Here is a 22,341-nt window from a genome sequence, read left to right as displayed (position 1 = left end):
CTATGCGGCTGTCGGGGATGACACAGAGGTGTCGCTTCACCTTTAGCAAACCAGCAGCATAATTCCGCCGTCCTCTCCTCGTATCTTGAATCCTGATTTCACCGCGATGCGGTGCCAGGGGAGGGGGTGCTGGACGATTCTGAGGAACAACCCCATGCAAGGGCCATTACAAGGCCCTCAGGCCTTGCCGGCCGGTGCCTTGCGCAATTGTGCCTTCAGCGCCCTGAAGTCGAAGACAGCTTGATCGCGCAGCGCAGCGTTCGCCAAGGTCTTGACCTCGCCGCGCGCGATCTTCTTCGTCGATGACAAAGGCAAGGCATCGACGAAGGCGATGTAGGCCGGCACCTTGTGATAGGCCAAGGACGCCGCCGCGCCTTGAACGATGGCTTCGGCCAGCGCCGCGTCCGCTTTGGCTGCTGGATCGGCCTTGACCACGAAGGCGAACACCTCTTCGCCTCTGATATCGTCGTGCACCGGCGTCACCGCCGTCGCCTCCACGTCCGGCAGTTTGTGCAAAGCCGATTCGACTTCCAGCACGGCGATATTCTCGCCGCTGCGCCGCACGATGCTCTTCTTGCGGTCGAAGAAGGTCAGCAGGCCGTCGGGCCCGGCGGAAACATAATCGCCGGTGTGGAACCAGCCGCCGGCCCAGGCTTCCGCCGTACTCTGCGGATCGTCGAGATAAGCGGTGAAGAAACCGGCTTTCGGATCATCGCCTTTGGCGCGCACCAGCAATTCGCCGGGCTCGCCCGTCTTCACGTCCTCGCCTTCCTCATTGACCAGTCGATAGTCCATGCTTTGCGCCGGGCGGCCAATGCAGCGCGACGGGAAGCCGCTCGGCTCCTGCGCCGTCGTCGTCGCGGCCGCGCCGCCAGTCTCTGTCATCGCCCAGGCATCGACGATGGGAAGGCCGTAGCGCTCCTCGAAGGTCGCGCGATGGCGCACATCCACAGCCGGTGCAAAGGCGAACCGCGCCTTGTGCCGCCGCTCGGCTTCGCTCACCGGCAGTTGCAGCAGAATGGCGGGAATGACGCCTAGGCAATGCACGATCGTGGCTTCACTGTCGGCGACGCAGGCCCACCAGCGCGTCGCGCTGAAACGGTCGAGCGGCACGACGGCGCCGCCGATCGCCATCATGCCGACGGCGCTGGCACCGAGCGCGTTCATATGGAACATCGGCAGCGGCGTCAGATTGATTTCGCCCTCGATCCTCACCGCTGCCGTGCCGCCCTGATTGACGTACCAATCGGCGACGCCGATGAAATAGCGGTTCGACAGCACACAGCCTTTCGGCAAGGCCGTGCTGCCCGATGTGAAGAGCAGAGCGCATTCATTGCCCGAGGCATCGTTCTGCCCGCTCACCGTGCTTTGGCACGCGGGAATGGTCGCGCCCGGCTCTATAAGGCGCGTCGTTCCCAAATCCGCCTGCCGCGCCAGCGCCATGCGTTCATCGGCGGCAATGAGGAGATCGGCTTTCGATTTGCGCAACTGATAGGTCAGTTCATCCGGCCGCAGATCCGGATTGATCGGCGCGATCGAAACGCCCAGCGCATTGAGCGCCAGCCAATGGACGAAAAATTCCGGGCGATTGTCCAGCAGCAGCGCCACCCGCGCGCCGCAGCCATAGCCGGCGGCGGAAAATTCCGCTTTCAGAGCCTCGACCTGTTTCAGAAGGTCGCCATAGCTGATGCGAAAGCCATCGCGCGCATAGGACAGTTCGGCGCTGGCCGGCGCGATGAGGAAGGGTGCATCCGGCCGCCGCGCTGCCGCTTTTGCGAAAGCTTCGTATGGAGAACGGAACTGCTTCAGGACATCGAGATGCGACATGAGTTCACCAGGAGAGACGGTCTTTCGAAATCACTTTAGGCATAAAATATCTCGTAATCCATAGTCCTCTATGCCATAGTTGCCGTCAGCGTGGTTTCCAGGAGATCGAGCGTGACGGCGGATGTGCGGCAGGCCTCCGGGGCAAGAAGCGAGGCTCCTGGGATCAGCGATCGCTTTCAGGACATCGCGGCGACCTTCGCCTCCTCCGACCGCGTTCTGCCGACCATTTTGCAGCGCCAGGCGGCGCGCTACGGCGACCGCATCCTGCTGATCGCCGGCGACGTGAGCTGGACCTATACGCAGGCCGCGTCGCAGGCGGCCGTATCGGCGCGCGCGCTGGCGGCGGCCGGCATCAAGCCCGGCGACCGCGTCGCCATTCTGGTCTCCAACCGCGCGGAATTCTTGGAGATTTATCTGGGCTGCGCCTGGCTCGGCGCCATCGCCGTGCCGGTCAATCCGGCGCTGCGCGGCCCGCAATTGCAGCATATTTTCCGCAATTCCGGCCCGAAGCTGTTGGTCGTGGAAGAGATTTATCGCTCCAATCTCGACACGGTCATCGAAGCCGGTCTGCTGCCGGCTCTGACATGGACCATCGACGCCTCCGGCATCACGCGCGGCGCGGCCTCCCAGGTGCCGCAGGACGAAGATCTGCCCGTGCCGCGTCCCGGCGATACGGTCGCCGTTCTCTACACGTCGGGCACCACGGGGCCGGCGAAAGGTGTGTGCTGTCCGCAGGCGCAGATGTTCTGGTGGGGCATCTATTCGGCGAGAGCTCTTGGCATCCGCGAAGGCGACGTCCTGCTGACGACATTGCCGATCTTTCACACCAATGCGTTGAATGCTTTCTATCAGGCGCTGCTCAACGGCTGTACCTATGTGCTGGAGCCGAAATTCTCGGCGTCCGGATTCTGGGCGACGGTGCGCAAGCACAAAGCCAATGTCACTTATCTGCTTGGCGCCATGGCGGCGATCCTGCTGGCACAGCCGGAGAGCGCTGACGATAAGGACCATTCCGTCCGCGTCGCTTTGGACGGCGGCGTGCCGGGGCGGTTTCACGATCTCTTCCGCGAACGTTTCGGCGTGCCTTTGGTCGATGGCTATGGATCGACGGAAACCAATTTCGTTTTCGCGAGCCCCATTCCCTCCGATCGGCCGGGCTCCATGGGCTATCTGGCCGATGGCGTCGAGGCGCGAATTGTCGATGCGAACGATGCGCCGCTTGCTGAGGGCGAGGCGGGCGAACTGATCCTGCGCGCCCGCGAGCCTTTCGCTTTTGCCACCGGCTATTTCGGCATGCCCGAGAAAACCGTCGAAGCCTGGCGCAATCTGTGGTTTCACTCGGGCGATCGTGTCGTCAGACACGCCAGCGGTCATTATTATTTCATCGATCGGATGAAGGATGCGATCCGGCGGCGCGGCGAAAATGTCTCGTCGTGGGAGGTCGAAGACGTCATCCAGGCCCATCCCGCCGTCGCTGCTTGCGCGGTCTATCCGGTGCCGTCCGAATTGGGCGAGGATGAAGTGGCCGTTGCCATTCAGCGCAAGGATGGCGTGGATCTGCCGCCGCTCGATCTCATTACCTATTGCGAAGGGCGGATGGCCTATTTCGCCGTGCCGCGCTTCATTCGCTTTGTCGATACCATGCCGTTGACCGAGAATGGCAAGATCAAGAAGGTGAGCCTGCGCGAGGCCGGCATCACCGCCGATATGTGGGATCGCGAAAAATCGGGTTACAAGCTGCGCCGATAAGAACGAGCAGAGTTATTTGCCAGCGCCGTCTGGCTCGCTGTCCTTCAGCACTTTCTTCAGCCGCGAGAGCTGCTGAACCATCGCCTCGATGTCTTCGCTATCGACGTCCTGGAACATGTCGTTCAGCCATTGGCCGTGTTTCTTCGCCATGCGGCGGAATTTCTTGCGGCCTTCGACGGTGAGGCAAACGATTTGCACCCTGCGATCGAGATTCGACGGCGCGCGCGTGATGTAGCCTTCCTCGATCAGGCGCGTGAGAATCGGCGTGATATTGCCGGCCGAGACCATCAGGCGTTTGGACAATTCGCCGAGCACGAGGCCGCCCGGCTCGAAGTCGAGCTGCGCCAACAGCTCGAAACGCGGCAGGGTAAAATCGAACTGTTCGCGGAAATTGCGCCGCAGTTTGCCACTGATCAGAGTGGTGCAGGCGAGCAGCCGCAGCCAGAGCCGTATCTCGGCGCGATATTCGCTTGCCTCTTCCGGCTTTGAGGCCAGAGACAGATCATCGCTTTCCACGTTGCTCGCCAAAATAGTCTCCTGGGATTTTCCTCTGATCTCAGATGCGATGCGGCGTTGTCCAGCCCGAAATCGGATTGGTGCGACCATCCTGCCGCTCCCGGATTTCGGCAATCCGCCAACTCTTTTATATCTCAATCATTACCGGGGCGCGATGGGGATGTCGAGTTTGGACGTTCGGCAGGCAGTTCTCCACACGGGAAAGCAGCATTCAGCCGCATTTTTCGGCATGTCGCTCGTGTCCGGCCCGTCCGGCTTCGCCGGTCCATCATCCCGGTAGACTCGCGCCAAATGCTCAGGTACGTATTAAATAACTTCATGCACAAACTAAATTGAAGGGCCTGATGCCGCGCTTTGCTCCCCTGTCGCTCTCGTCCTTGCCCGGCAGCGTCTGGCGCAGGAGCTTTCTGATCCGGTTCGGCGACTGCGATCCCGCCGGCATCGTCTATACGCCAGAATATTTCAATATTTTCAATGGGGTAATCGAAGATTGGTATGGCCAATGCCTGGGGCTGCCCTATCCCATGTTGATTGGCCAGCGGCGCATGGGTCTGGGCTATGCCCATGTCTCCGCCGACTTCTCCCAGCCCAGCTCGATGGGCGAAGTGCTTGAGGCCGCAATCATCGTCAAGAGCATCGGCCGGTCTTCGGTGGCCCTGTCCGTGCATGCCTTCAAGGCTGGCGTCGAATGTGTACGGGCCAATTTCGTGACTGTGACCACATCTTTGCGCGATCATTCGGTGATAGCAATTCCCGACGATCTGCGTCAGGCCTTCGAAACCTATCGGCAGGGCTGTAATGTGCCGGAGCTTTCAGAGAGCGTGGTGCAATAGATCGGAATTTTTGCGAGATTTTCGCGAGAGTGTCCCAATGGAGGTGCTTCGATGAAACGCATGCTGGTATCTGCCCTCGCGATCGGTCTGATATGGCCGGGCGCCGCCTCCGCCGAAATCGTTGTTGGTTTCGTCACGGGCCTGAGCGGCGCCGTCTCCTCCATCGGCATTCCCATTGGCAAAGGCATTGCCGCCGGCCAGGTCTATCGCGGCGAGATCGACGGCGAGCCCATTCGCGTCATTGAACTCGACGATGCGTCCGATCCATCCATGGCGGCGCGCAACACCCGCAAGCTCGTCGAGCAGGAAAAGGTCGACGCCCTGATCGGCACGTCGGGCGCGCCGCAAACCGTGGCCATGGCGACGATTGCGGTTGAACTGAAGGTGCCGATGGTCGCGGTCTCCCCCATCACGCCACCGCCGACAGGCGAAGGCGGCCCGTGGGTGGTGCAGTCCCTGCAACCGCAGCTGCTGTTGTTCCAAGGCATTGTCGGCCACATGAAGGCGAACAAGGTGAAGACGGTGGCGTTCATCGGCTTCAACGATGCGCTGGGCGATCTGATGTACAGCTCGTTGGTCGAGAGCGCTAAGGAAGCCGGCATCAACATCGTCGCCAACGAGCGTTATGCGCGCACCGAAACATCCGTCACCGGCCAGATCTTGAAGATCGTGTCGCAGCGGCCGGATGCCATCGTCATCGGCGGTACCGCCACGCCGGCCGCGTTGCCCGCCCTTGCTCTCGCCGAGCGCGGCTACAAGGGATTGGTCTACGGCAACAACGGCATGATCAGCGCCGATTTCCTGCGCGTCGCCGGCAAGGCTGCCAATGGCATCATCTGCCCGACGGGGCCGGTCATCGTCGCCGAACAGCTGCCCGATTCCAACCCAACCAAGAAGGTCTCGCTCGCCTATCGCGAGACCTATCAGAAGGCCAATAATGCGCCGGCGATCGATGGGTTCTCGCCCTATGCCTTCGACGGCTGGGTGATTTTGACCGATGCGATCAAGCGCGCCAAAGCAACCGGCGCGAAGTCGGGGACGCCGGAATTCCGGGCTGCGATCCGTGCGGCGCTTTATTCGACGAAAGAACTCGCCGGCGCCTATGGCGTTTATAATTTTACGCCGGCCAGCACCTATGGTGTCGACGAACGTTCGGTGACCCTGGTGAAAATCGACAATGGTGCCTGGAAACTGTTGCCGGCGGCTACGCCCTAAGCAGGAAGCGTTTGAAATGACGCTTCAATAGGCATGAAGAAGTGGATGCGGCGGCGGGGTGAAAGCGCCTTGACGCAAACTATTTTAGACATAAAATAGTTTCACTTCGTCGGCGCATCTTATTGCGATCGGTACGAAACAGCGCGCCATAACAGGTGGCGCAGGGCCGCGAAGGAGCGGAACATGGCAGAGCGTTCATTCGCCAGTGAAGTCGAGGATCTCCGTCTGGGTGAAGGCGAGGTCTTTCGCGGCGAGGGCATTCTCGCCATCACCAAGGCTTTGCTGCAATCGGGCGTCGCCTATGTCGGCGGCTATCAAGGTTCGCCGATCTCGCATCTGATGGACGTACTGGCCGACGCCAAGGACGTGCTCGACGAACTTGGCGTCCATTTCGAATCCTCCGCATCGGAAGCCGCCGCTGCCGCCATGCTGTCGGCCTCGGTCATGTATCCGTTGCGCGGTGCGGTGACCTGGAAATCCACCGCCGGCACCAATGTCGCCTCCGATGCGCTGACCAATCTGTCGTCGAGCGGTGTCAATGGCGGCGCGTTGATCATCGTCGGCGAGGATTTCGGCGAGGGGTCGTCGATCCCGCAGGAACGCACCCATGCCTTTGCGATGAAGTCGCAGATGTGGATGCTCGATCCGCGCCCCAATCTGCCCTCCATGGTCGACGCGGTGGAAACCGGCTTCGAACTATCGGAAGCTTCCAACACGCCGGTGATCCTGCAGGTGCGCATCCGCGCCTGTCACGTGCATGGCCAGTTCACGACCAAGGCCAATCGCCCGCCGCGCTATACGATGCAGGAGGCGTTGCAGAACCCGCAGCGCGATCTCAACCGCATCGTCCTACCGCCGGCCTCCTATCTGCAAGACAAGCAGAAACTCAACGAACGTTGGCCGGCCGCCGTCAAATTCATCAAGGAACGGCGCCTGAACGAATGGTTCGGGCCGGAAGAGGGCGAGGTCGGCATCATTCTGCAAGGCGGAATGTACAATTCGCTGATTCGCGCTCTGCAATATCTCGGCCTCGCCGACGTCTATGGCGATTCGAAAATTCCGCTCTATGTGATGAACGTCACCTACCCTCTGATCGACGATGAGGTGGCGAAGTTCTGCGCCGGCAAGCGCGCGGTTCTGATGGTCGAGGAAGGCCATCCCGAATATCTCGAACAGGCCGTCAACACGATCCTGCGCCGCCGCGACATCAATGCGCGGCTCGAAGGCAAGGGCATGCTGCCGCTCGGCGGAGACTATACGGCGGACGTTCTGACTAAGGGCGTCGAAACCTTCCTCGAAGCCCATGCCAAGCCGCTGCTCGGCAACCGCTCGCCGATGCCGACCGCCGCCGGTGTGCTGAGCAATCCGAAGGTCAAGGCGCTTGCCGATGTGGTGCCGCAGCGCCCGGCCGGCTTCTGCACCGGCTGTCCGGAACGGCCGATCTTCGCGGCGATGAAACTGGTCGAGCAGGAGCTGGGGCCGCATCAGATTTCCTCCGATATCGGCTGTCATCTCTTCTCCATTCTGCCGCCCTTCAATCTCGGCGGCACGACCATGGGCTATGGCCTGGGGCCGGCCTCGGCCTCGGCCTTCAATGTCGCTTCGAAGAAGAAGGCGGTGTCCTTCCTGGGCGATGGCGGCTTCTGGCATAACGGCCTGTCGTCCAGTGTCGGCAATGCGGTCTTCAACAAGCAGGACCAGGTGATCGTCGTCGTCGACAATTATTATTCTTCGGCGACCGGCGGTCAGGACATTCTCTCCTCGCGGGCCGAGAACGAGCGGCGGTCGACCAACAATTCCATCGTCACGGCGGTGAAGGGCATCGGCGCCAAATGGGTGCGCCAAATCGATCGCACCTATGATGTCGGCAAGATGCGCGACACCTTGAAGGAAGCGCTCACCAGCAACGAACCCGGTCCGAAGATCATCGTCGCTTCGTCGGAGTGCATGCTGAACAAGCAGCGTCGCGTGAAGCCGCTGTTCGACAAGGCCGTCAAGAACGGCGAGCGCGCGATCAAGCAGCGTTTCGGCGTCGATGAGGATGTCTGCACCGGCGATCACGCCTGCATGCGCCTGTCCGGCTGTCCCTCGCTGTCGGTGAAACATACCAACGATCCGTTGAAAGACGACCCGGTCGCCGCGATCGATCAGACCTGCGTCGGCTGCGGCAATTGCGGCGAGGTCGCCGAGGCCGCCGTGCTGTGCCCCTCCTTCTATCGCGCCGATGTCATCAACAATCCGACGCGCTGGGATCGCAGCGTGGCGCGGGTGCGCGAGGCCGTCATCGGCTTCCTGCAGCGCCGGCGCGAGGCCCGCCGGCCTGTGTTCATCTGATCGGTCGTAACCAACGACGAAAACGAAAGATACGACTGTGGACCGGACACATCCTGATAAGCCGATCGCTCTCGCCATCCTCGCCATGGGTGGCCAGGGCGGCGGCGTTCTCAGCGACTGGATCGTTGCGCTGGCGGAAAGCCAGAACTGGGCCGCCCAGTCCACCTCCGTGCCGGGTGTCGCGCAACGCACCGGTGCCACCATCTATTATGTCGAGATGATGCCGCCCCAGGGCGATCGCATGCCTGTGCTGTCGCTCATGCCGACGCCGGGTGATGTCGATGTGGTGATGGCGGCCGAATATATGGAAGCCGGCCGTTCGATGATGCGCGGGCTTGTCACGCCCGAGCGCACGACGTTGATCGCGTCGAGCCATCGCTCCTTGGCGGTCAGCGAAAAGGAACAGGCGGGCGACGGCATCGCCGATTCCGGCGTGGTGGTGGAAGCCACTCCCGTGGCCGCCAAGCGCTCCGTCGTCTTCGACATGCAGACGATGGCCGAGAAGAATGGCAGCGTCATTTCCGCGGTTATGTTCGGCGCTCTGGCCGGCGCCAAAGTGTTGCCGTTCGATCGCGAAGCCTTCGAAGGCGCCATTCGCGCCGGCGGTAAGGGCGTCACCCAAAGCTTGAAAGCCTTCGGTGCGGGCTTCGAGCGCACTGTCACGCCGGTCGTCGAGACGGTGGAGAAGACGAGCGGCAAGGAATTTCTGGAGCCGCCACAATCTCTGAAGGATCCGCGTCTCGACAAGCTGTTGCAGCAGATCCGGCAGAACTATCCGGCGGCTTTGACGCCGCTGCTCTATACCGCCATCACCCGTCTGGTCGATTACCAGGATCCGGCCTACGCGCAGGACTATCTCGATCGCATCGCGGCGATCCATCGCCTCGACACGAGCCTGTCGGGCGAGAGGCACGATTTCGCGCTAACCCGCGAAGCGGCTAAATATGTCGCCGTCGCCATGGCCTATGACGATGTCATTCGCGTCGCCGATCTGAAGACGCGATCAAGCCGTTTCGCGCGGGTCGATGCGGAAGTCGGCAAGAAGCAGGACCAACTGCTTTACATGACCGAATTCATGCATCCGCGCATGGAGGAAGTGGCGGGAACGATGCCGGCCGGCCTCGGCCGCTGGCTCGAAAATCATCCCGCCGTGTTCAATCGGCTCGACAAACTGGTCAATCGCGGCCGGCGCGTGCAGACGCGCACGGTCTTCTGGTTCTTTTCGCTCTACATGGTCGCCGGCATGCGGCGCTTCCGTCGCGGCCTGTTGCGCCACGAGAGGGAACTGTCGCATCTCAACGGCTGGCTGAAGCTCGTCACCGAGACCGCGCCGAAAGATTATCCTCTTGCCGTGGAAATCCTGAAATGCCGCCGTCTGGTCAAAGGCTATTCGGATACGGCGGCGCGCGGCAATTCTCGCTTCGAGCGCGTCTTGTCGAACGTGCCGCAACTGATCGGCAAGCCCGACAGCGCCGGCTGGCTGCGCCGCCTCACCACCGCCGCGCTCGCCGATGAGGACGGCACCAAACTGACGGGCGCTCAGAAGACGCTCGAAACCGCTTTCGAAGCGGAGCAGCCGCGCGTCGCATAATCGCGGCGCCCGTCTTCTCAATGAGTCGAAAACACGTCCTGATAACGCGCCACGGCTTTGCGGATCGCGTCCAGTTCCGTTGAGGTCGGCTTGTCGGGGTCCTTGGCCGCGGGCAGGCTGCCGAATTTCAGCAGGCACGCCATGAGCAGCAGCCGTGCCTTCGTCGCTGTGAGATTGGTGGCGGCAATCTGGAAATCATGCGGATCGGCGAAACCTTCCGGTGCATTGCGGCCGACCTTGGCGACGGGAAGGCCGCTGAAAGCCGCTTTCAACATCAGCTTATGCCGCGCGGTCGAGGGCAGGGAGCCGTAAGGCACGAGCCCTTCGATGACGATGCCGGTCAGCATGCCAAGCGACAGCTTATGTTCGATGGAGGCGATGAGATCGGCTTCGAGCGCCGGGTCGTCGCCAAATTCCAATGTCGAATAGCTGCCGTCCTTGATGATCGAGACCACCGGAATGGCGCTTGCCAGCAGTTTGCCGGCGGCGTCCTTCACGGCGACGTTCACCTGTTCCAATCCGGCGGCACCGCGTTTCACCGCGCTGACGCTGGCGGGCAATTGGCTGAGACGCAGCTCCGACCGAAACGTATGTTTGAACACCGGCAGATAGGTCAGCGCCAGCCGGCCCGTATGGCTGATCTGGCCGATGATGCCACCATGGCCGCCGGTCGCCACATAGCCACCGGGGCGGGCATCCACTTTGGCGACTTCGCGGGCCGCGAAAATCTGCTGCTCCTGGATGACGACGACACCGCAACGATCCCGTCCCTGATCGTCGGCCCAGATTTTCGATTGGATATAGCTGGCGCTGTCGACGATGTTCTTCGGCCCGTCATTGCTGATCTGGCCTTGCGGGCGTTGTGCCGCGTTGCCGCAGATCGGTTTTGCCGTGTCGATCAGCAGATTGAACCAATAGGCGGATTCTTCTACCTGCGGACTGCCCTGCGTCCAGATCACGCCGTCATAGTCGGGGCTGTCGACCAGGGCCTGCATGTCGTTGGTGACCTTAGCCAGCATCGGGCGCGGCGGTGCAGTCGCCAGATGATAAGGCTTGTAGCCAAAGAAATTATGCCCGCGCCGTTCCGGCGCGATGTCACCCTCACCTTTGTCGGCGCGCAGATGCGCCGGCTTGCCCTTGGTGAAACCGCCCGGCGGCGCGCCGCGATAGAAATCGATCTCGGCGATGGAAGACAATTGGCTGGCCACGCCTTCGGTGCCGATGGAGAGCCGATCGATCTCCTCGAAACTGCGCGAACCATCGGGGAAGAACCCTTGCCGTCCCTGCGGCGCGCCAGGCGCCACGCATTCTTCCTCCCATGCCGTTCCGTTCGCCTGTCGCGCCATATAGGGCAAGGGGTAGAGACCGTCCTCCGGCTTCAGTTCGATCTCGTAGACGGGCTTATCGTCGTCGCCAGACTTCGCCGTCTTGAACACGCCGTCCGGTCCCATATAGCCATCGGGCGGCCCGTAAAGCTCGGCGACATCGGCTTCAAGGGGATGAGCGGAGAATTGCTCCACATAGATCTTCACGGGCGCCGCGAGACGTTGCGCACGCAGCGCGTCGTATTTCATCGCGCTGCCATCGGGATTGGGCAGCAGCGGCAAGCCATATTTGGCGCGGGCCTTGTTGGACGTCACCAGAGGCGGCGTGTTTTGAATGGTCGCCGTCGGGCCGGCGAGATGGGCGATCCTGGCTTTGGTCATGCGATCTCCTTGGAAATCAGGCCACCTGCGTCAACGTGGGATGCACGATCGTCTTGGCGATCATGGCGTGAATGCCCTTCGAGCCGTTGACCGTCTGCGTTACTCTGAGATCGCAGGCGAGGCTGCAAAGCATGTAAGCGTCCTCGCGCGACAGATTGGCCTTTTCGCCGAGCAGGACGATCATGTCGCGCAGTGCCATCACGGCGCATTGGTCGAGATCCGGGTCCATGCCCATGGTGATGTAATGGGTCGGCGTCTCGGCGCGCGGATAGGTGAATTTCAGATCGTCGCGCACGGTGAGCGTGAACGTCCCTTGCAGGGAGGTTTCGATGGCGGTCACGTTGACTTCGCCATCGCCTTGCGCGCCATGGCCATCGCCGCAGGTGAACAGAGCGCCTTCGACGAAAATCGGCAGATAGAGCGTCGTGCCGGCGACAAGTTCCTTGTTGTCGAGATTGCCGCCGAAGGCGCGCGGAATGATCGAGGTCACCTTGCCCCAGTTGAGCGGCGGTGCCACCGACATGATGCCGAAGAACGGGTTGAGCGCCAGCTCCAGTCCCCACGGCATTACGCCGACCATCTTCTGGTGATCGAGCGGGATGACGGTGGCGCGCGTCTCTTCGAAATCATAAGGCAGCGTGCCGGCCAGCGGGCGGATCATGTTGATACCCCAGTCCTGCATCAGGTTCACCGCTTCGATCTTCACTTCGAGAACGGAGCCGGGCTTGGCGCCCTCGACATAAACCGGACCGGTGAGGATATGCGGCCCCGGACCCTGCGTGACCTCCGCATGAATGGCGGTTAGTTCCGGCGGAATGAAAAACCGGTCGGCCGGCGGCAGATGCGCCTTGTTGCCGGACATGGTGTCGATGGTGATGCGGTCGCCGCTTTTGATGGTCGCCACGGGCTTCGACAGTGGGTCTAGATAGCCCCATTGGCAGGTGGACGGACCGGCTTTGACGTGATGTTCGGCCATCGACTTCCCCCACAAAAGCAGCCTGAAAGAGGCTTTAATGTATACAATCTAGCCGCAGGCTAACAACCGTAGGAAAATGCTGTCAAGCAGAAGGTGTGTGCTTATTTATATGTAATATAAGCATTTATGTTTATATGCACTGCAATAAATCAGTTTGCCTCTGGCGCGGGCGGTTAGCTGTTTAAAGCGTCAGATGGAGTAGATTGTATTATTAAACCCTCATCCTGCTGATTTCGTTGCTTTCCTAACGAATAATCGTCCGCCGATGCGCATGGCACCTGCCTTGCACTCATGCCCCTCAGTCTCGCTGACGCTTGGCCATGATGACTTGGACATGATGAGAGGTGGCGCATGAACCGTTCGGGCATGTCTGTTCTCCGGTCGATCCGCTTCAGATCCGCAATGCTGGGCATAACGTTTGGCATGGCGCTCGGCTTGGCCGCGATGACGGCAGGCCAAAGCGCCGCGGCGTCGCAGAGCGTGTTGCGTATCGCCATGACGGCCGCCGACATTCCCGATTGGCGCGGCCAGCCCGACCAGGGGTTTGAAGGCAATCGCTTCGTCGGCTTCTCTCTCTACGACACCTTGATCGAATGGGATTTGTCGAGCCGCGAAAAGGAAGTGGGCTTGCGCCCCGGGCTGGCGACGTCCTGGTCGATCGATCCTGCCGATCACAAGAAATGGATTTTCAATCTCCGCGAAGGCGTCAAATTTCATGATGGCTGCGATTGGAATGCCGCCGCCGCCGTCTGGAATTTCGAGCGGCTGACCTCCGATAAACATCCGGCCTTCACGCCCTATAATTTTGGCCGCGCCCGTTCGCGCACCAACAACATCGATCGCGTCGAGAAGACCGGCGATTATCAGGTCGCTTTCTACACCAAGACGCCGGAATCGCTTTTTCACTTCAACATGCCGTTCCTCTTCATGCTGTCGCCCTGCGCGGTGGAGAAGGCCGGTAACAATCTTGATGTCTTTGCCAAAGCGCCATCCGGCACGGGGCCCTACAAATTCGTCAGCGCCGTGCCGCGCGAACGGCTCGAACTCGCCAAGAACGATGACTATTGGGACAAGAACCGCATTCCCAAACACGATCGGCTCGTGCTTCTGCCGATGCCGGAGGCGACCACCCGTGTCGCCGCGCTGCTGTCAGGCCAGGTCGATTTCATCGAAGCGCCGCCGCCCGATGCCATTCCGGCATTGAAAGCGGCGAAAATGCAGATCGTCACCAATATCTATCCGCACACCTGGCCTTACATTCTCAATGTGGCGCGCGGGCCGTTCAAGGATATCCGTGTCCGCCAGGCTGCCAATTGGGCGGTCAACCGGCAGGAGATGGTCGATCTGCTCTCCGGCCTGGCGCAGCCCAGTTCCGGCATCTACGTGCCGCAGCAGAAATACTACGGCAAACCAGTCGAATATGGCTTCGATCAGAAGAAGGCGACGGCGCTGCTCAAGGAAGCTGGCTGCTACCCCTGCGAAATCATGATCGGCATTTCCACGTCGGGTTCAGGCCAGATGCAGCCGCTGCCGATGAACGAGCTTATTAAGGAACAGCTCGAAGCCGTCGGCTTCAAGGTGAAGTTCGATACGGTCGATTGGAACACCTTGCTCGACGTCTATTTCAAAGGGCAGGAGAAGTTTCCCTATGATGGGGTCAATTTCAGCAGCGGCGCGACCGATCCGCTGAACTTCCTGAAAGGCTCGATGACCAAATATAAAGGCCCCGTCGGCACCAATTGGGGCTGGTACAGCAATCCGAAAGTGGACGAACTGGCGGAAACGGCACTGAACAGTTTCGATCCGGCCGTGTGGGAGCCGATCGTCACCCAGATCCACGAAATCCTGGTCAATGAAGCGCGCAATCTGTTCATCGTCAGCGATCTCAATCCGCGCGCCATGTCACCCCGGGTGAAGGGCTTCGTCCAGGCCCAGAGCTGGTTTCAGGACATCACACCGATTACAGTCGATCCTAAATAATCGGGCCGGTGAGGTAAGCCTTTCGCCGGCAATCTAGCAGGAGGCGCGCCATGCAAGACGACGGGGATGCGATTGCCGAACTGAAAGAGCGGCTGGCAAGCCAGGGCCTGCATCTGCCGGCGGGCGATCTCGAAGGATTGAAGGCGGCCATCCTTGAGATTGAAGCGGGATCGGTGGCGCTGCGGCGTGATCGTCCATTCTCGCTGGAGCCGGCTTTTGCCTTGCGTCTCGCCAAGGCGGAGAAAAACGCATGAGCGATCTCTGCCATCTCACCATCGCTGAAGCTTCGAAACTGATGGCCCAGCGCAAACTCTCTCCCGTCGAATTGACGAGCGCTTTTCTCGATCGCATCGCGCGGCTCGATCCGCTGCTTAATGCTTATCTATTGGTGTTGCGCGAGGAAGCCTTGGCGGGCGCGCGTGCGGCGGAAGCCGAAATCGCCACCGGTCGCTACAAGGGGCCGTTGCACGGCATTCCCATCGCGCTGAAGGATATTTACGCCACCAAAGGCATCCGCACGACCGGCCATTCCGCTTTGCTGAAAGACCACGTGCCGCAAGAGGATGCGTTCACCGCCGCGACATTGGCGCAAGCCGGCGCGATCCTGCTCGGCAAGACGGCGACCTGGGAATTCGCCATCGGCGGCACCAGTTTCGATCTGCCCTGGCCGCCCGCCCGCAATCCCTGGAACATCGCGCATGATCCCGGTGGTTCGTCGTCGGGGTCGGCGGCGGCGGTTGCGTCGGGCCTCGCCATGGCGGCCATGGGCACGGATACGGGCGGATCGATCCGTGGCCCGGCGGCCTTGTGCGGCATCGCCGGCATCAAACCGACCTATGGTCTCGTCAGCCGGCGCGGCATCTTCCCGCTTTCTTTCAGCCTCGATCATGCCGGCCCGATGTGCTGGACCGCTGAGGATTGCGCCTTGATGCTCGATGTCTTGGCGCGCCACGATCCGCTGGATAATGCCAGCGCTAATGCGGCGAAGCCTGATTTCTCAGGCATCGCGATGCCGGTGCGTGGCCTCAAGATCGGCTTCGCCAAGGGCATGACCGAGGAAGCTGGAGTCGAGCCCGACGTGCGCGCCGCGCTTGACGACGCTCTGAAAGTGTTCGGCGATCTCGGCGCCGAAGTCGTCGATGTCTCCTTGGCGTCGTCGCTCGAATATGCCGACGTGGGCACGACGATCTCGCGCTCCGAGGGCTATGCCATCCACGAATACGCTTTGACCCATACACCGGAAAAGTTCGGCCAGAGTTTTCGCCAGCGCATCGTGCCCGGCGCCTTCATCCGGGCCTGCGATTACGTCAACGCCATGCGCGAGCGCACGCGTTTGATCGCGGGGATTGCCGATGTGATGAAGAGCGTGGATCTGATCGTCACGCCGAGCTGGGTGTCGGCGGCGCATCCGCTTGGGAAAGGCGCACCGATGTCGCGGACGCGCCCCTCATTCATGCGTCCGTTCAACGTCACCGGATCGCCGGCGCTCTCCGTCTGCAGCGGTTTCAGCGCCGCCGGCCTGCCGCTCGCCATGCAGATTGTCGGGCGCCCGTTCGAGGATCATCTCGTCTTGCGCGCCGGTCATGCCTTCGAACAGGCCACGCAATGGCGTCACCGCCGCCCGCAAGATCCCGTGCCGCTGTCCGAGGCAGCGCAGTAATGAGAGCAAATCACGTTTCGGTGGAAACGTGATTCTGCTTAGATTCTCTTATTTGGACGCGTCTTCATGGCGCTCGACGAAGTCGAGCTGTGAAACGCTATGACGCTACCGGCTGCGCTGGCGTACTGCCATCGGCACGTGCCATCGCGGCGGCGTGAGCCGCCTGCATTTCATGTTCGCGCATCCGTTCGACGACGAACAGGCCAGCCTTGTAGATGTGTTCGCGCGCCAAGGATTCCGCGCGCACCGCCTGCCGTTGGCTGATCGCCTCCAGAATGGTGACGTGCTCCTCATGCGCCTTGGCGATGCGATTGAGATCGAAGCGCCGAAACATGGAGGAATAGACCAGCGGAATGCTGCGCGACTTGCGCAACAGCCAGGCGAGATGGTCGTTATGCGCGGCTTCGAGAATGGCGCCGTGGAACCAGGTGTTGATATGGCTCCAGAAAACGGTGACATCGGCTTCCCAGCGCCGCCGGCTCAACACCGCCTCGGTCTCGTCGATGGCCCGCTGCATCAGGGCGCGTTGCGCTTCGGTGATGCCGTTCTCGACGGCTTGTCGCGTCGCGAGCCCTTCCAGCGCCGCACGCGCCTCGAAAATGCCCAGCATCTGCTGCGCCGAATAGGTGCGTACCGAATAGCCGGCGTTCGGCATGTAATCGAGCAGGCCTTCGGAAGCGAGTTCCGACAGGGCCGCGCGGATCGGCGTGCGCGACACACCGAACTCGGCCGCCAGATCCACTTCGTTCAACCGGCTGCCGGCGACATGATCGCCCCGAATGATGCTGTCGCGTAATTGCGTGCAAACCCGTTCCGCGCGCGTCGACATCGCCTTCCCGTCCTTTTCACTTTGGCACCGCCCGGTCTTCCCCGCGGCGCCATCGCTGTAACCTGCTCCCCCGCCGGGCGAAGTGCCACCAGAAATGACAAATGATCGCCCCGCGAGCAGTGTAATGTATACACGGTCGCAAGACCCATTCTGGTCGTTCAGCTCTGCGGCGGATTTCCGGCCAGTTTAACACCAAACGAAGCTGAAATCTCTACCTCTGCGACCGGCTTCCTGACGATTGTATTATCGAGGGGCTCGGGCGGCCCGAACTGGCACCCATGTTGCATTGCACTCCTGGCGATCTGGCCCGTGGTCAGCCGCCGGAGATGTCATGTGGTACTACGCCGCCCGACGCATCCTGATGAGCATTCCGATCGCGCTCGGCGTGACGGTCGTCTGTTACGCCCTCGTGCTCCTGGCGCCGGGCGATCCGATCCAGTCGCTGCTGCCGCCCGATGCCTCGCCAGAAGACGCGGCCTATCTGCGCAAGGTCTATGGCTTCGATAAGCCGATCCCGATTCAATATCTCCTGTGGTTGCAGCGGGCGCTGTCGGGCGATCTCGGCATTTCATTGCAGACCAACCGCCCGGTCATGCTGGAAGTGTTGAACGCGCTGTCCAACACCTTCGTCATTTCCGTCGGCGCGGTGCTGCTCGCCTTTTCGCTGGCCTTCATCCTCGGCACGATCGCCGCCTATCACATCGGCAAGCCGGCCGACCGCATCGCCACCGGCGTCGCCGTGGTCGGCGTCAGCGTGCCGAACTACTGGCTCGGCATCGTTCTCGTCATCGTCTTCGCCGTGAAGCTCGGCGTATTGCCCGCCACCGGCATGGGCACGAGCGGTTCGGCCAGTTTCAGCATTTTCGATTGGAACCAAGCCAAATATGCGGTTCTGCCGATTCTGACCATGTCGCTGGTGCCGCTGGGCATCATCATGCGCACGACGCGTTCCGCCGTGGCCGAAGTGCTCAACAATGATTTCGTGCAAATGCTGCGCGCCAAGGGCCTGGGGCCGCTCGCCGTGCTCCGGCATGCGATCTGGAACGCGCTGCCGCAGGTCTTGACCGTGATGGGCTTGCAGCTCGGCTATCTCGTCGGTGGCTCCATCCTGGTCGAGACCATTTTCACCTGGCCCGGCACCGGCTTCTTGATGAGCAAGGCCATTCTCACCCGCGACGTGCCGGTGTTGCAGGGCGCGATCCTGGTTCTCTCCCTCACCTTCGTCACCATCAATCTCATGGTCGACCTGCTGCAGACGGCGGTCGACCCGCGCATCAAACGCGCCTGAATTTCAGGCGAACAAGGACGTAGAATGACCGACGTCAGTGCCTTCCGCCTCCCTCTCTTCCGGCGAAAACGCGAAGCGCGGGAGGTGCGCGGCTACTGGGCTTCGGTCGTCAACCGCCTGCGCTACGATTATGTCACGCTGTTCTTCCTGACGATTATTCTGGCCATCATCCTGCTCGCGATCTTCGCGCCGCTGCTGGCGCCGTTCGATCCGACGAAAACCAGCATGGCCTATCGGATGAAACCGGTGGGCTTCCGCAATTTCATCCTCGGCACCGACGAACTGGGGCGCGACATGCTTTCGCGCCTGCTGTGGGGCGGTCGCACGTCACTGATGATGGGGCTGGTGCCGGTGGCCGCCGCCATGGTCATCGGCGGCCTGCTCGGGGTCATCGCCGGCTTTCGCGGCGGCTGGGTCAACAGCGCCATCATGCGCACGATGGATGTCTTCTACGCCTTTCCGTCCGTTCTGCTGGCGGTGGCGATCTCGGGTACTTTGGGCGGCGGCAGCAAGAACGGCATGATCGCCTTGACCTTGGTGTTCATTCCCTCGATCTGCCGTGTCGCCGAATCCGCCACCACCCAGGTGCGCGGTCTCGATTTCGTCGAAGCCGCGCGTGCCAGCGGTGCGTCGACCATGTCGATCATCTGGCATCACATTCTCGGCAATGTGCTGGGGCCGGTCTTCATCTTTGCTTCGAGCCTGATCTCGGTCTCCATTCTGCTTGGCTCAGGCCTGTCGTTCCTGGGACTTGGCGTCGAACCGCCGACGCCGGATTGGGGCTTGATGCTCTCCACCCTGCGCGCCGGCATCTATGTGCAGCCCCTGGTTTGCGCGCTGCCCGGCGTCGCCATCTTCATCACGTCGTTGTCGTTCAATCTGGTCAGCGACGGATTACGTCAGGCCATGGATGTCAAAGCATGAGCGCTTTCGATTTCATCGGTGTCGATCTGATCCCGCAGGAGGAGCCGCAGGCGGCGAGCCTCGACGAACGCGATCGCGGCGGCAAGCAGCAGCCGATGCTGATCGTCAACGGCCTGCGCAAATATTTCCCGATCCGCAGCGGCATTCTGCAACGCCACGTCGGTGACGTGAAAGCCGTCGACGATGTCTCCTTCTCGGTGCTCAAGGGCGAGACCTTGGGGATTGTCGGAGAATCCGGCTGCGGCAAGTCGACCCTCGCGCGCCTGCTGATGCATCTCATCCCCAGCGACAGCGGCGAAATGATTTTCGACGGCGATCCGGTTGGCGGCATGCGCGGCCTGCCCCTGCGCGATCTGCGCCGCAACATGCAGATGGTCTTCCAGGACAGCTATTCGTCGCTGAATCCACGCCTGCCGGTGCAAGATTCCGTTGCTTACGGCCCGCGCGTCCATGGCATGAACCGCACCGATGCCATGGATCTGGCGTGCGATCTGCTCGACAAGGTCGGCCTGCGCGCTTCCATGTTCGGCGCCCGTTATCCGCATGAACTGTCGGGTGGCCAAAAACAGCGCGTCAATATCGCCCGCGCTCTGGCGCTCAATCCACGCATGATCATCCTCGATGAAGCGGTATCGGCGCTGGATAAATCGGTCGAAGCGCAGGTGCTCAACCTGCTCGGCCATCTCAAACGCGAATTCAATCTGACTTACGTGTTCATTTCGCACGATCTCAACGTCGTCCAATATATCTCGGACCGCGTGCTGGTAATGTATCTCGGCCAGGTCGTGGAGATCGGCTCGGTCGATGCGATCTACGATACGCCCTTGCATCCCTATTCCAGGGCGCTGCTCGATTCGCGCCTGTCGATGGATCCCGATGACCGGATGACCGAGCCGCCGATCAGCGGCGATCCGCCCAATCCGGTGAATCCGCCGTCGGGGTGTCGGTTCCGCACCCGCTGTGCTTTCGCCGAAACGGTCTGTGCGGCGGAGGCGCCGTCGCTGTCGCAGGCCGGTCCCGATCATTTCGTCGCGTGTCACATGGTGCGCCGGGGTTCCGGCCATAGCCGGCTGTTGAGCTGATGGAGATGCCGATGCAACTCGATCTTGCCGTGGAAGACCGAAAATCGGTCACGTTTCCGGAGGTATCGGAACCCCTGGTCGAAGTGCGCGATCTCTCGGTGAAATTCGTCAGCCGCGAAGCGACCAACAGCGCCGTCAATGGCGTCAGCTTCTCCCTGGCACCCAGCGAAGTGCTCTGCATCATCGGCGAGTCCGGTTCCGGTAAATCCGTGACCATGCGAGCGCTGATGAAACTGCTGCCGCCCAAACGTACCGTCATTGATGGCGACATGCGCGTCGGGCCCCATGACATCGTCAAGATGCGCGAAGCCGACATGCGGGCGGTGCGCGGCTCCGCCATTTCGATGATCTTTCAGGAGCCGATGACCGCGCTCGATCCGGTCTACACGATCGGCGACCAGATCGCCGAAACCGTGATGCGGCACCAGAAGATCGGCCGCGCCGCCGCGATGGAGCGGGCGCTCGAACTCTTGAAACTGGTGCGCGTGCCCTCGCCCGAGCGGCGGCTGAAAGCCTATCCGCATGAACTGTCCGGCGGCCTGCGCCAGCGCGCCATGATCGCCGTGGCGCTCTCGTGCAATCCGCAGCTTCTCTTGGCCGACGAGCCGACGACGGCGCTCGATGCCACGGTACAGATTCAGGTCCTCGTTCTGCTGCGCCGCCTGCAGCAGGAAATGGGCATGGCCGTCATCTTCGTGACGCACGATCTTGGTGTCGCGGCGCAGATCGCCGACAAAGTGGCGGTGATGTATGCCGGTCGCATCGTCGAATATGGCGCGGTGGCCGATGTGATGATGAAGCCGCGCCATCCCTATACGGTCGGCATGCTGGCCTCCACCGTGCATGGCCATATGCGGGGTCATGACATCGATGCCATTCCCGGCAGCCCGCCCGATCTCAGAAAGCCGATCGTCGGTTGCAGCTTCGCGCCGCGCTGCAAGGTGGTGTCGGCCGTCTGCCAGACCAATTCTCCACCCACAAAGAGCTTCGGCAATGGACAATATGCGGCCTGTTTCCATGCCGAATAGCTGAAATCCCGGCCGCGACAGGGGCGCCAAACGAAAGGAGACCATGTGATGCATGAATTCACGATGCCGCAATGGGCCATTGATCGCGTCAAGCAACGCCGCGAGAAAATCCACGTCTTCGACGACATGGTGCCGAGCCGAACGGCGCTCGTCGTCGTCGACCTGCAAAACGGCTTCATGGTGCCGGAGCATACGCCGATGCCCGTGGCGACGGCGATCGGCACGGTGCCGAAAGTCAATCAACTGGCGGCGACGCTGCGCAAGACCGGCGGCAAAGTATTCTGGATCAAGAACACCATCGACGAGAGCAATCTGGAGAGCTGGTCGAACTGGTTCGCCATGGGCAAGCCGGCCATGAAGGCGCAGCGCGTCGAAACTTTCAAGGACGGTGCGCCGGGCCATGACATCTATCCGGATTTGGAAGTGAAGCCGGAGGACGAGATCGTCAAGAAATTCCGCTTCAGCGCCTTCCTGCCGGAATCCTCCGACATCGCCGAGCGTCTGCGCGCGCAGGGGTTCGACACGGTGCTGATCGTCGGCACCGTCACCAATGTCTGCTGCGAATCCTCGGCACGCGACGCGATGATGATGAACTTCAAGACGATCATGGTCAGCGACGGCAATTCCGCCTTCAGCGACCACGAGCACACCGCGACCCTGGCGGCCTTCTATTCCATCTTCGGCGATGTGATGGAGACCGACGAAGTCTGCATGCTGCTGGAGCGGAATGCGGGTGCTCTGCCGATCGCGGCGGAATAACGGTTCCTGAAGGTGAATCGACCGCCGGTGATATCCGGCGGTCG

General features: G+C 61.5%; 18 protein-coding genes. 13 read left to right on the top strand and 5 right to left on the bottom strand.

Features of this window, described 5'->3' with window-relative positions:
- Nucleotides 1-177 precede the first annotated feature (177 nt).
- Nucleotides 178-1,827 carry an AMP-binding protein gene (locus tag OIM99_RS04430; RefSeq protein WP_311849118.1) on the bottom strand — a complete coding sequence of 550 codons (1,650 nt, stop codon included), beginning with the start codon at nucleotides 1,825-1,827 and terminating at the stop codon, nucleotides 178-180.
- Nucleotides 1,828-1,938: 111 nt separating this feature from the next.
- On the opposite strand from OIM99_RS04430, the gene OIM99_RS04425 reads away from it, so the two are divergent.
- Nucleotides 1,939-3,576, top strand: a complete 1,638-nt coding sequence (locus OIM99_RS04425) for an ATP-dependent acyl-CoA ligase (protein WP_311849117.1) — start codon at nucleotides 1,939-1,941, stop codon at nucleotides 3,574-3,576.
- A 12-nt stretch (nucleotides 3,577-3,588) separates the two neighbouring features.
- On the opposite strand, the gene OIM99_RS04420 is transcribed toward OIM99_RS04425, so the two are convergent.
- Nucleotides 3,589-4,104: a MarR family transcriptional regulator gene (locus OIM99_RS04420; RefSeq protein ID WP_311849116.1), complete on the bottom strand. Its 516-nt coding sequence runs from the start codon at nucleotides 4,102-4,104 to the stop codon at nucleotides 3,589-3,591.
- Between the two features lie 332 nt (nucleotides 4,105-4,436).
- Here OIM99_RS04420 and OIM99_RS04415 point away from each other — a divergent pair, with 332 nt between their 5' ends.
- The 4 genes from OIM99_RS04415 (at nucleotide 4,437) to OIM99_RS04400 (ending at nucleotide 10,065) form a co-directional block, all read left to right on the top strand.
- A complete protein-coding gene (locus tag OIM99_RS04415; RefSeq protein WP_311849115.1) occupies nucleotides 4,437-4,925 on the top strand; it encodes a thioesterase family protein in 489 nt (162 codons plus the stop codon).
- Nucleotides 4,926-4,976: 51 nt separating this feature from the next.
- The gene (locus OIM99_RS04410; RefSeq protein WP_311849114.1) at nucleotides 4,977-6,140 is read left to right on the top strand and encodes an ABC transporter substrate-binding protein; all 1,164 of its coding nucleotides are present in this window, start codon (nucleotides 4,977-4,979) and stop codon (nucleotides 6,138-6,140) included.
- A gap of 183 nt (nucleotides 6,141-6,323) precedes the next feature.
- Nucleotides 6,324-8,474: an indolepyruvate ferredoxin oxidoreductase subunit alpha gene (locus OIM99_RS04405; protein WP_311849113.1), complete on the top strand. Its 2,151-nt coding sequence runs from the start codon at nucleotides 6,324-6,326 to the stop codon at nucleotides 8,472-8,474.
- A gap of 37 nt (nucleotides 8,475-8,511) precedes the next feature.
- On the top strand, nucleotides 8,512-10,065 hold the full coding sequence (locus OIM99_RS04400) for an indolepyruvate oxidoreductase subunit beta family protein (protein ID WP_311849112.1): 1,554 nt from the start codon (nucleotides 8,512-8,514) through the stop codon (nucleotides 10,063-10,065).
- 17 nt (nucleotides 10,066-10,082) lie between these two features.
- Here OIM99_RS04400 and OIM99_RS04395 read toward each other — a convergent pair whose 3' ends face one another.
- Together OIM99_RS04395 and OIM99_RS04390 are read right to left on the bottom strand one after the other, a co-directional pair.
- Entirely contained in the window at nucleotides 10,083-11,771 is a 1,689-nt protein-coding gene (locus OIM99_RS04395; protein WP_311849111.1) for an asparaginase domain-containing protein, read from the bottom strand.
- Nucleotides 11,772-11,787: 16 nt separating this feature from the next.
- A complete protein-coding gene (locus OIM99_RS04390; protein WP_311849110.1) occupies nucleotides 11,788-12,747 on the bottom strand; it encodes an acetamidase/formamidase family protein in 960 nt (319 codons plus the stop codon).
- Nucleotides 12,748-13,149: 402 nt separating this feature from the next.
- Here OIM99_RS04390 and OIM99_RS04385 point away from each other — a divergent pair, with 402 nt between their 5' ends.
- From OIM99_RS04385 to OIM99_RS04375, 3 genes are read left to right on the top strand one after another with little or no spacing between them, the layout of a single operon-like run.
- A complete protein-coding gene (locus tag OIM99_RS04385; protein WP_311849109.1) occupies nucleotides 13,150-14,727 on the top strand; it encodes an ABC transporter substrate-binding protein in 1,578 nt (525 codons plus the stop codon).
- A gap of 50 nt (nucleotides 14,728-14,777) precedes the next feature.
- Complete coding sequence (locus OIM99_RS04380; protein ID WP_311849108.1) at nucleotides 14,778-14,981, top strand: hypothetical protein; 204 nt, start codon at nucleotides 14,778-14,780, stop codon at nucleotides 14,979-14,981.
- Entirely contained in the window at nucleotides 14,978-16,387 is a 1,410-nt protein-coding gene (locus tag OIM99_RS04375) for an amidase (protein WP_311849107.1), read from the top strand. Before OIM99_RS04380 ends, OIM99_RS04375 begins: the two co-directional genes overlap by 4 nt.
- A gap of 97 nt (nucleotides 16,388-16,484) precedes the next feature.
- Here the strand turns inward: OIM99_RS04375 and OIM99_RS04370 are convergent, their stop codons facing one another.
- Nucleotides 16,485-17,216 carry a GntR family transcriptional regulator gene (locus OIM99_RS04370; RefSeq protein ID WP_311849106.1) on the bottom strand — a complete coding sequence of 244 codons (732 nt, stop codon included), beginning with the start codon at nucleotides 17,214-17,216 and terminating at the stop codon, nucleotides 16,485-16,487.
- A 331-nt stretch (nucleotides 17,217-17,547) separates the two neighbouring features.
- Between OIM99_RS04370 and OIM99_RS04365 the strand changes: the two genes are divergently transcribed.
- The 5 genes from OIM99_RS04365 to OIM99_RS04345 all read left to right on the top strand — a co-directional run bounded on the left by OIM99_RS04365 (nucleotide 17,548) and on the right by OIM99_RS04345 (nucleotide 22,297).
- Nucleotides 17,548-18,504, top strand: coding sequence for an ABC transporter permease (locus OIM99_RS04365; protein ID WP_311849105.1), 957 nt, complete (start codon nucleotides 17,548-17,550; stop codon nucleotides 18,502-18,504).
- Nucleotides 18,505-18,528: 24 nt separating this feature from the next.
- Nucleotides 18,529-19,428, top strand: coding sequence for an ABC transporter permease (locus tag OIM99_RS04360; RefSeq protein WP_311849104.1), 900 nt, complete (start codon nucleotides 18,529-18,531; stop codon nucleotides 19,426-19,428).
- 95 nt (nucleotides 19,429-19,523) lie between these two features.
- The gene (locus OIM99_RS04355) at nucleotides 19,524-20,510 is read left to right on the top strand and encodes an ABC transporter ATP-binding protein (protein WP_311850346.1); all 987 of its coding nucleotides are present in this window, start codon (nucleotides 19,524-19,526) and stop codon (nucleotides 20,508-20,510) included.
- A gap of 11 nt (nucleotides 20,511-20,521) precedes the next feature.
- On the top strand, nucleotides 20,522-21,538 hold the full coding sequence (locus tag OIM99_RS04350; protein ID WP_311849103.1) for an ABC transporter ATP-binding protein: 1,017 nt from the start codon (nucleotides 20,522-20,524) through the stop codon (nucleotides 21,536-21,538).
- Nucleotides 21,539-21,586: 48 nt separating this feature from the next.
- A complete protein-coding gene (locus tag OIM99_RS04345) occupies nucleotides 21,587-22,297 on the top strand; it encodes a cysteine hydrolase (RefSeq protein ID WP_311849102.1) in 711 nt (236 codons plus the stop codon).
- Nucleotides 22,298-22,341: the final 44 nt, after the last annotated feature.

This window comes from Methylocella sp. CPCC 101449 (assembly GCF_031921685.1).
Lineage (GTDB): Bacteria > Pseudomonadota > Alphaproteobacteria > Rhizobiales > Beijerinckiaceae > Terripilifer.
The sequence above is the reverse complement of the archived record's forward strand: the minus strand, read 5'-3'. Positions and strand labels throughout refer to the sequence as shown.

Excerpts from the sequence above, each read along its gene's own strand:
- OIM99_RS04395 (WP_311849111.1), bottom strand. The coding sequence starts at position 11,771 with ATGACCAAAGCCAGGATCGCCCATCTCGCCGGCCCGACGGCGACCATT.
- OIM99_RS04350 (WP_311849103.1), top strand. The coding sequence starts at position 20,522 with ATGCAACTCGATCTTGCCGTGGAAGACCGAAAATCGGTCACGTTTCCG.
- OIM99_RS04380 (WP_311849108.1), top strand. The coding sequence starts at position 14,778 with ATGCAAGACGACGGGGATGCGATTGCCGAACTGAAAGAGCGGCTGGCA.
- OIM99_RS04410 (WP_311849114.1), top strand. The coding sequence starts at position 4,977 with ATGAAACGCATGCTGGTATCTGCCCTCGCGATCGGTCTGATATGGCCG.
- OIM99_RS04360 (WP_311849104.1), top strand. The coding sequence starts at position 18,529 with ATGACCGACGTCAGTGCCTTCCGCCTCCCTCTCTTCCGGCGAAAACGC.
- OIM99_RS04415 (WP_311849115.1), top strand. The coding sequence starts at position 4,437 with ATGCCGCGCTTTGCTCCCCTGTCGCTCTCGTCCTTGCCCGGCAGCGTC.
- OIM99_RS04345 (WP_311849102.1), top strand. The coding sequence starts at position 21,587 with ATGCATGAATTCACGATGCCGCAATGGGCCATTGATCGCGTCAAGCAA.
- OIM99_RS04370 (WP_311849106.1), bottom strand. The coding sequence starts at position 17,216 with ATGTCGACGCGCGCGGAACGGGTTTGCACGCAATTACGCGACAGCATC.
- OIM99_RS04385 (WP_311849109.1), top strand. The coding sequence starts at position 13,150 with ATGCTGGGCATAACGTTTGGCATGGCGCTCGGCTTGGCCGCGATGACG.
- OIM99_RS04390 (WP_311849110.1), bottom strand. The coding sequence starts at position 12,747 with ATGGCCGAACATCACGTCAAAGCCGGTCCGTCCACCTGCCAATGGGGC.
- OIM99_RS04405 (WP_311849113.1), top strand. The coding sequence starts at position 6,324 with ATGGCAGAGCGTTCATTCGCCAGTGAAGTCGAGGATCTCCGTCTGGGT.
- OIM99_RS04365 (WP_311849105.1), top strand. The coding sequence starts at position 17,548 with ATGTGGTACTACGCCGCCCGACGCATCCTGATGAGCATTCCGATCGCG.
- OIM99_RS04430 (WP_311849118.1), bottom strand. The coding sequence starts at position 1,827 with ATGTCGCATCTCGATGTCCTGAAGCAGTTCCGTTCTCCATACGAAGCT.
- OIM99_RS04375 (WP_311849107.1), top strand. The coding sequence starts at position 14,978 with ATGAGCGATCTCTGCCATCTCACCATCGCTGAAGCTTCGAAACTGATG.
- OIM99_RS04355 (WP_311850346.1), top strand. The coding sequence starts at position 19,524 with ATGCTGATCGTCAACGGCCTGCGCAAATATTTCCCGATCCGCAGCGGC.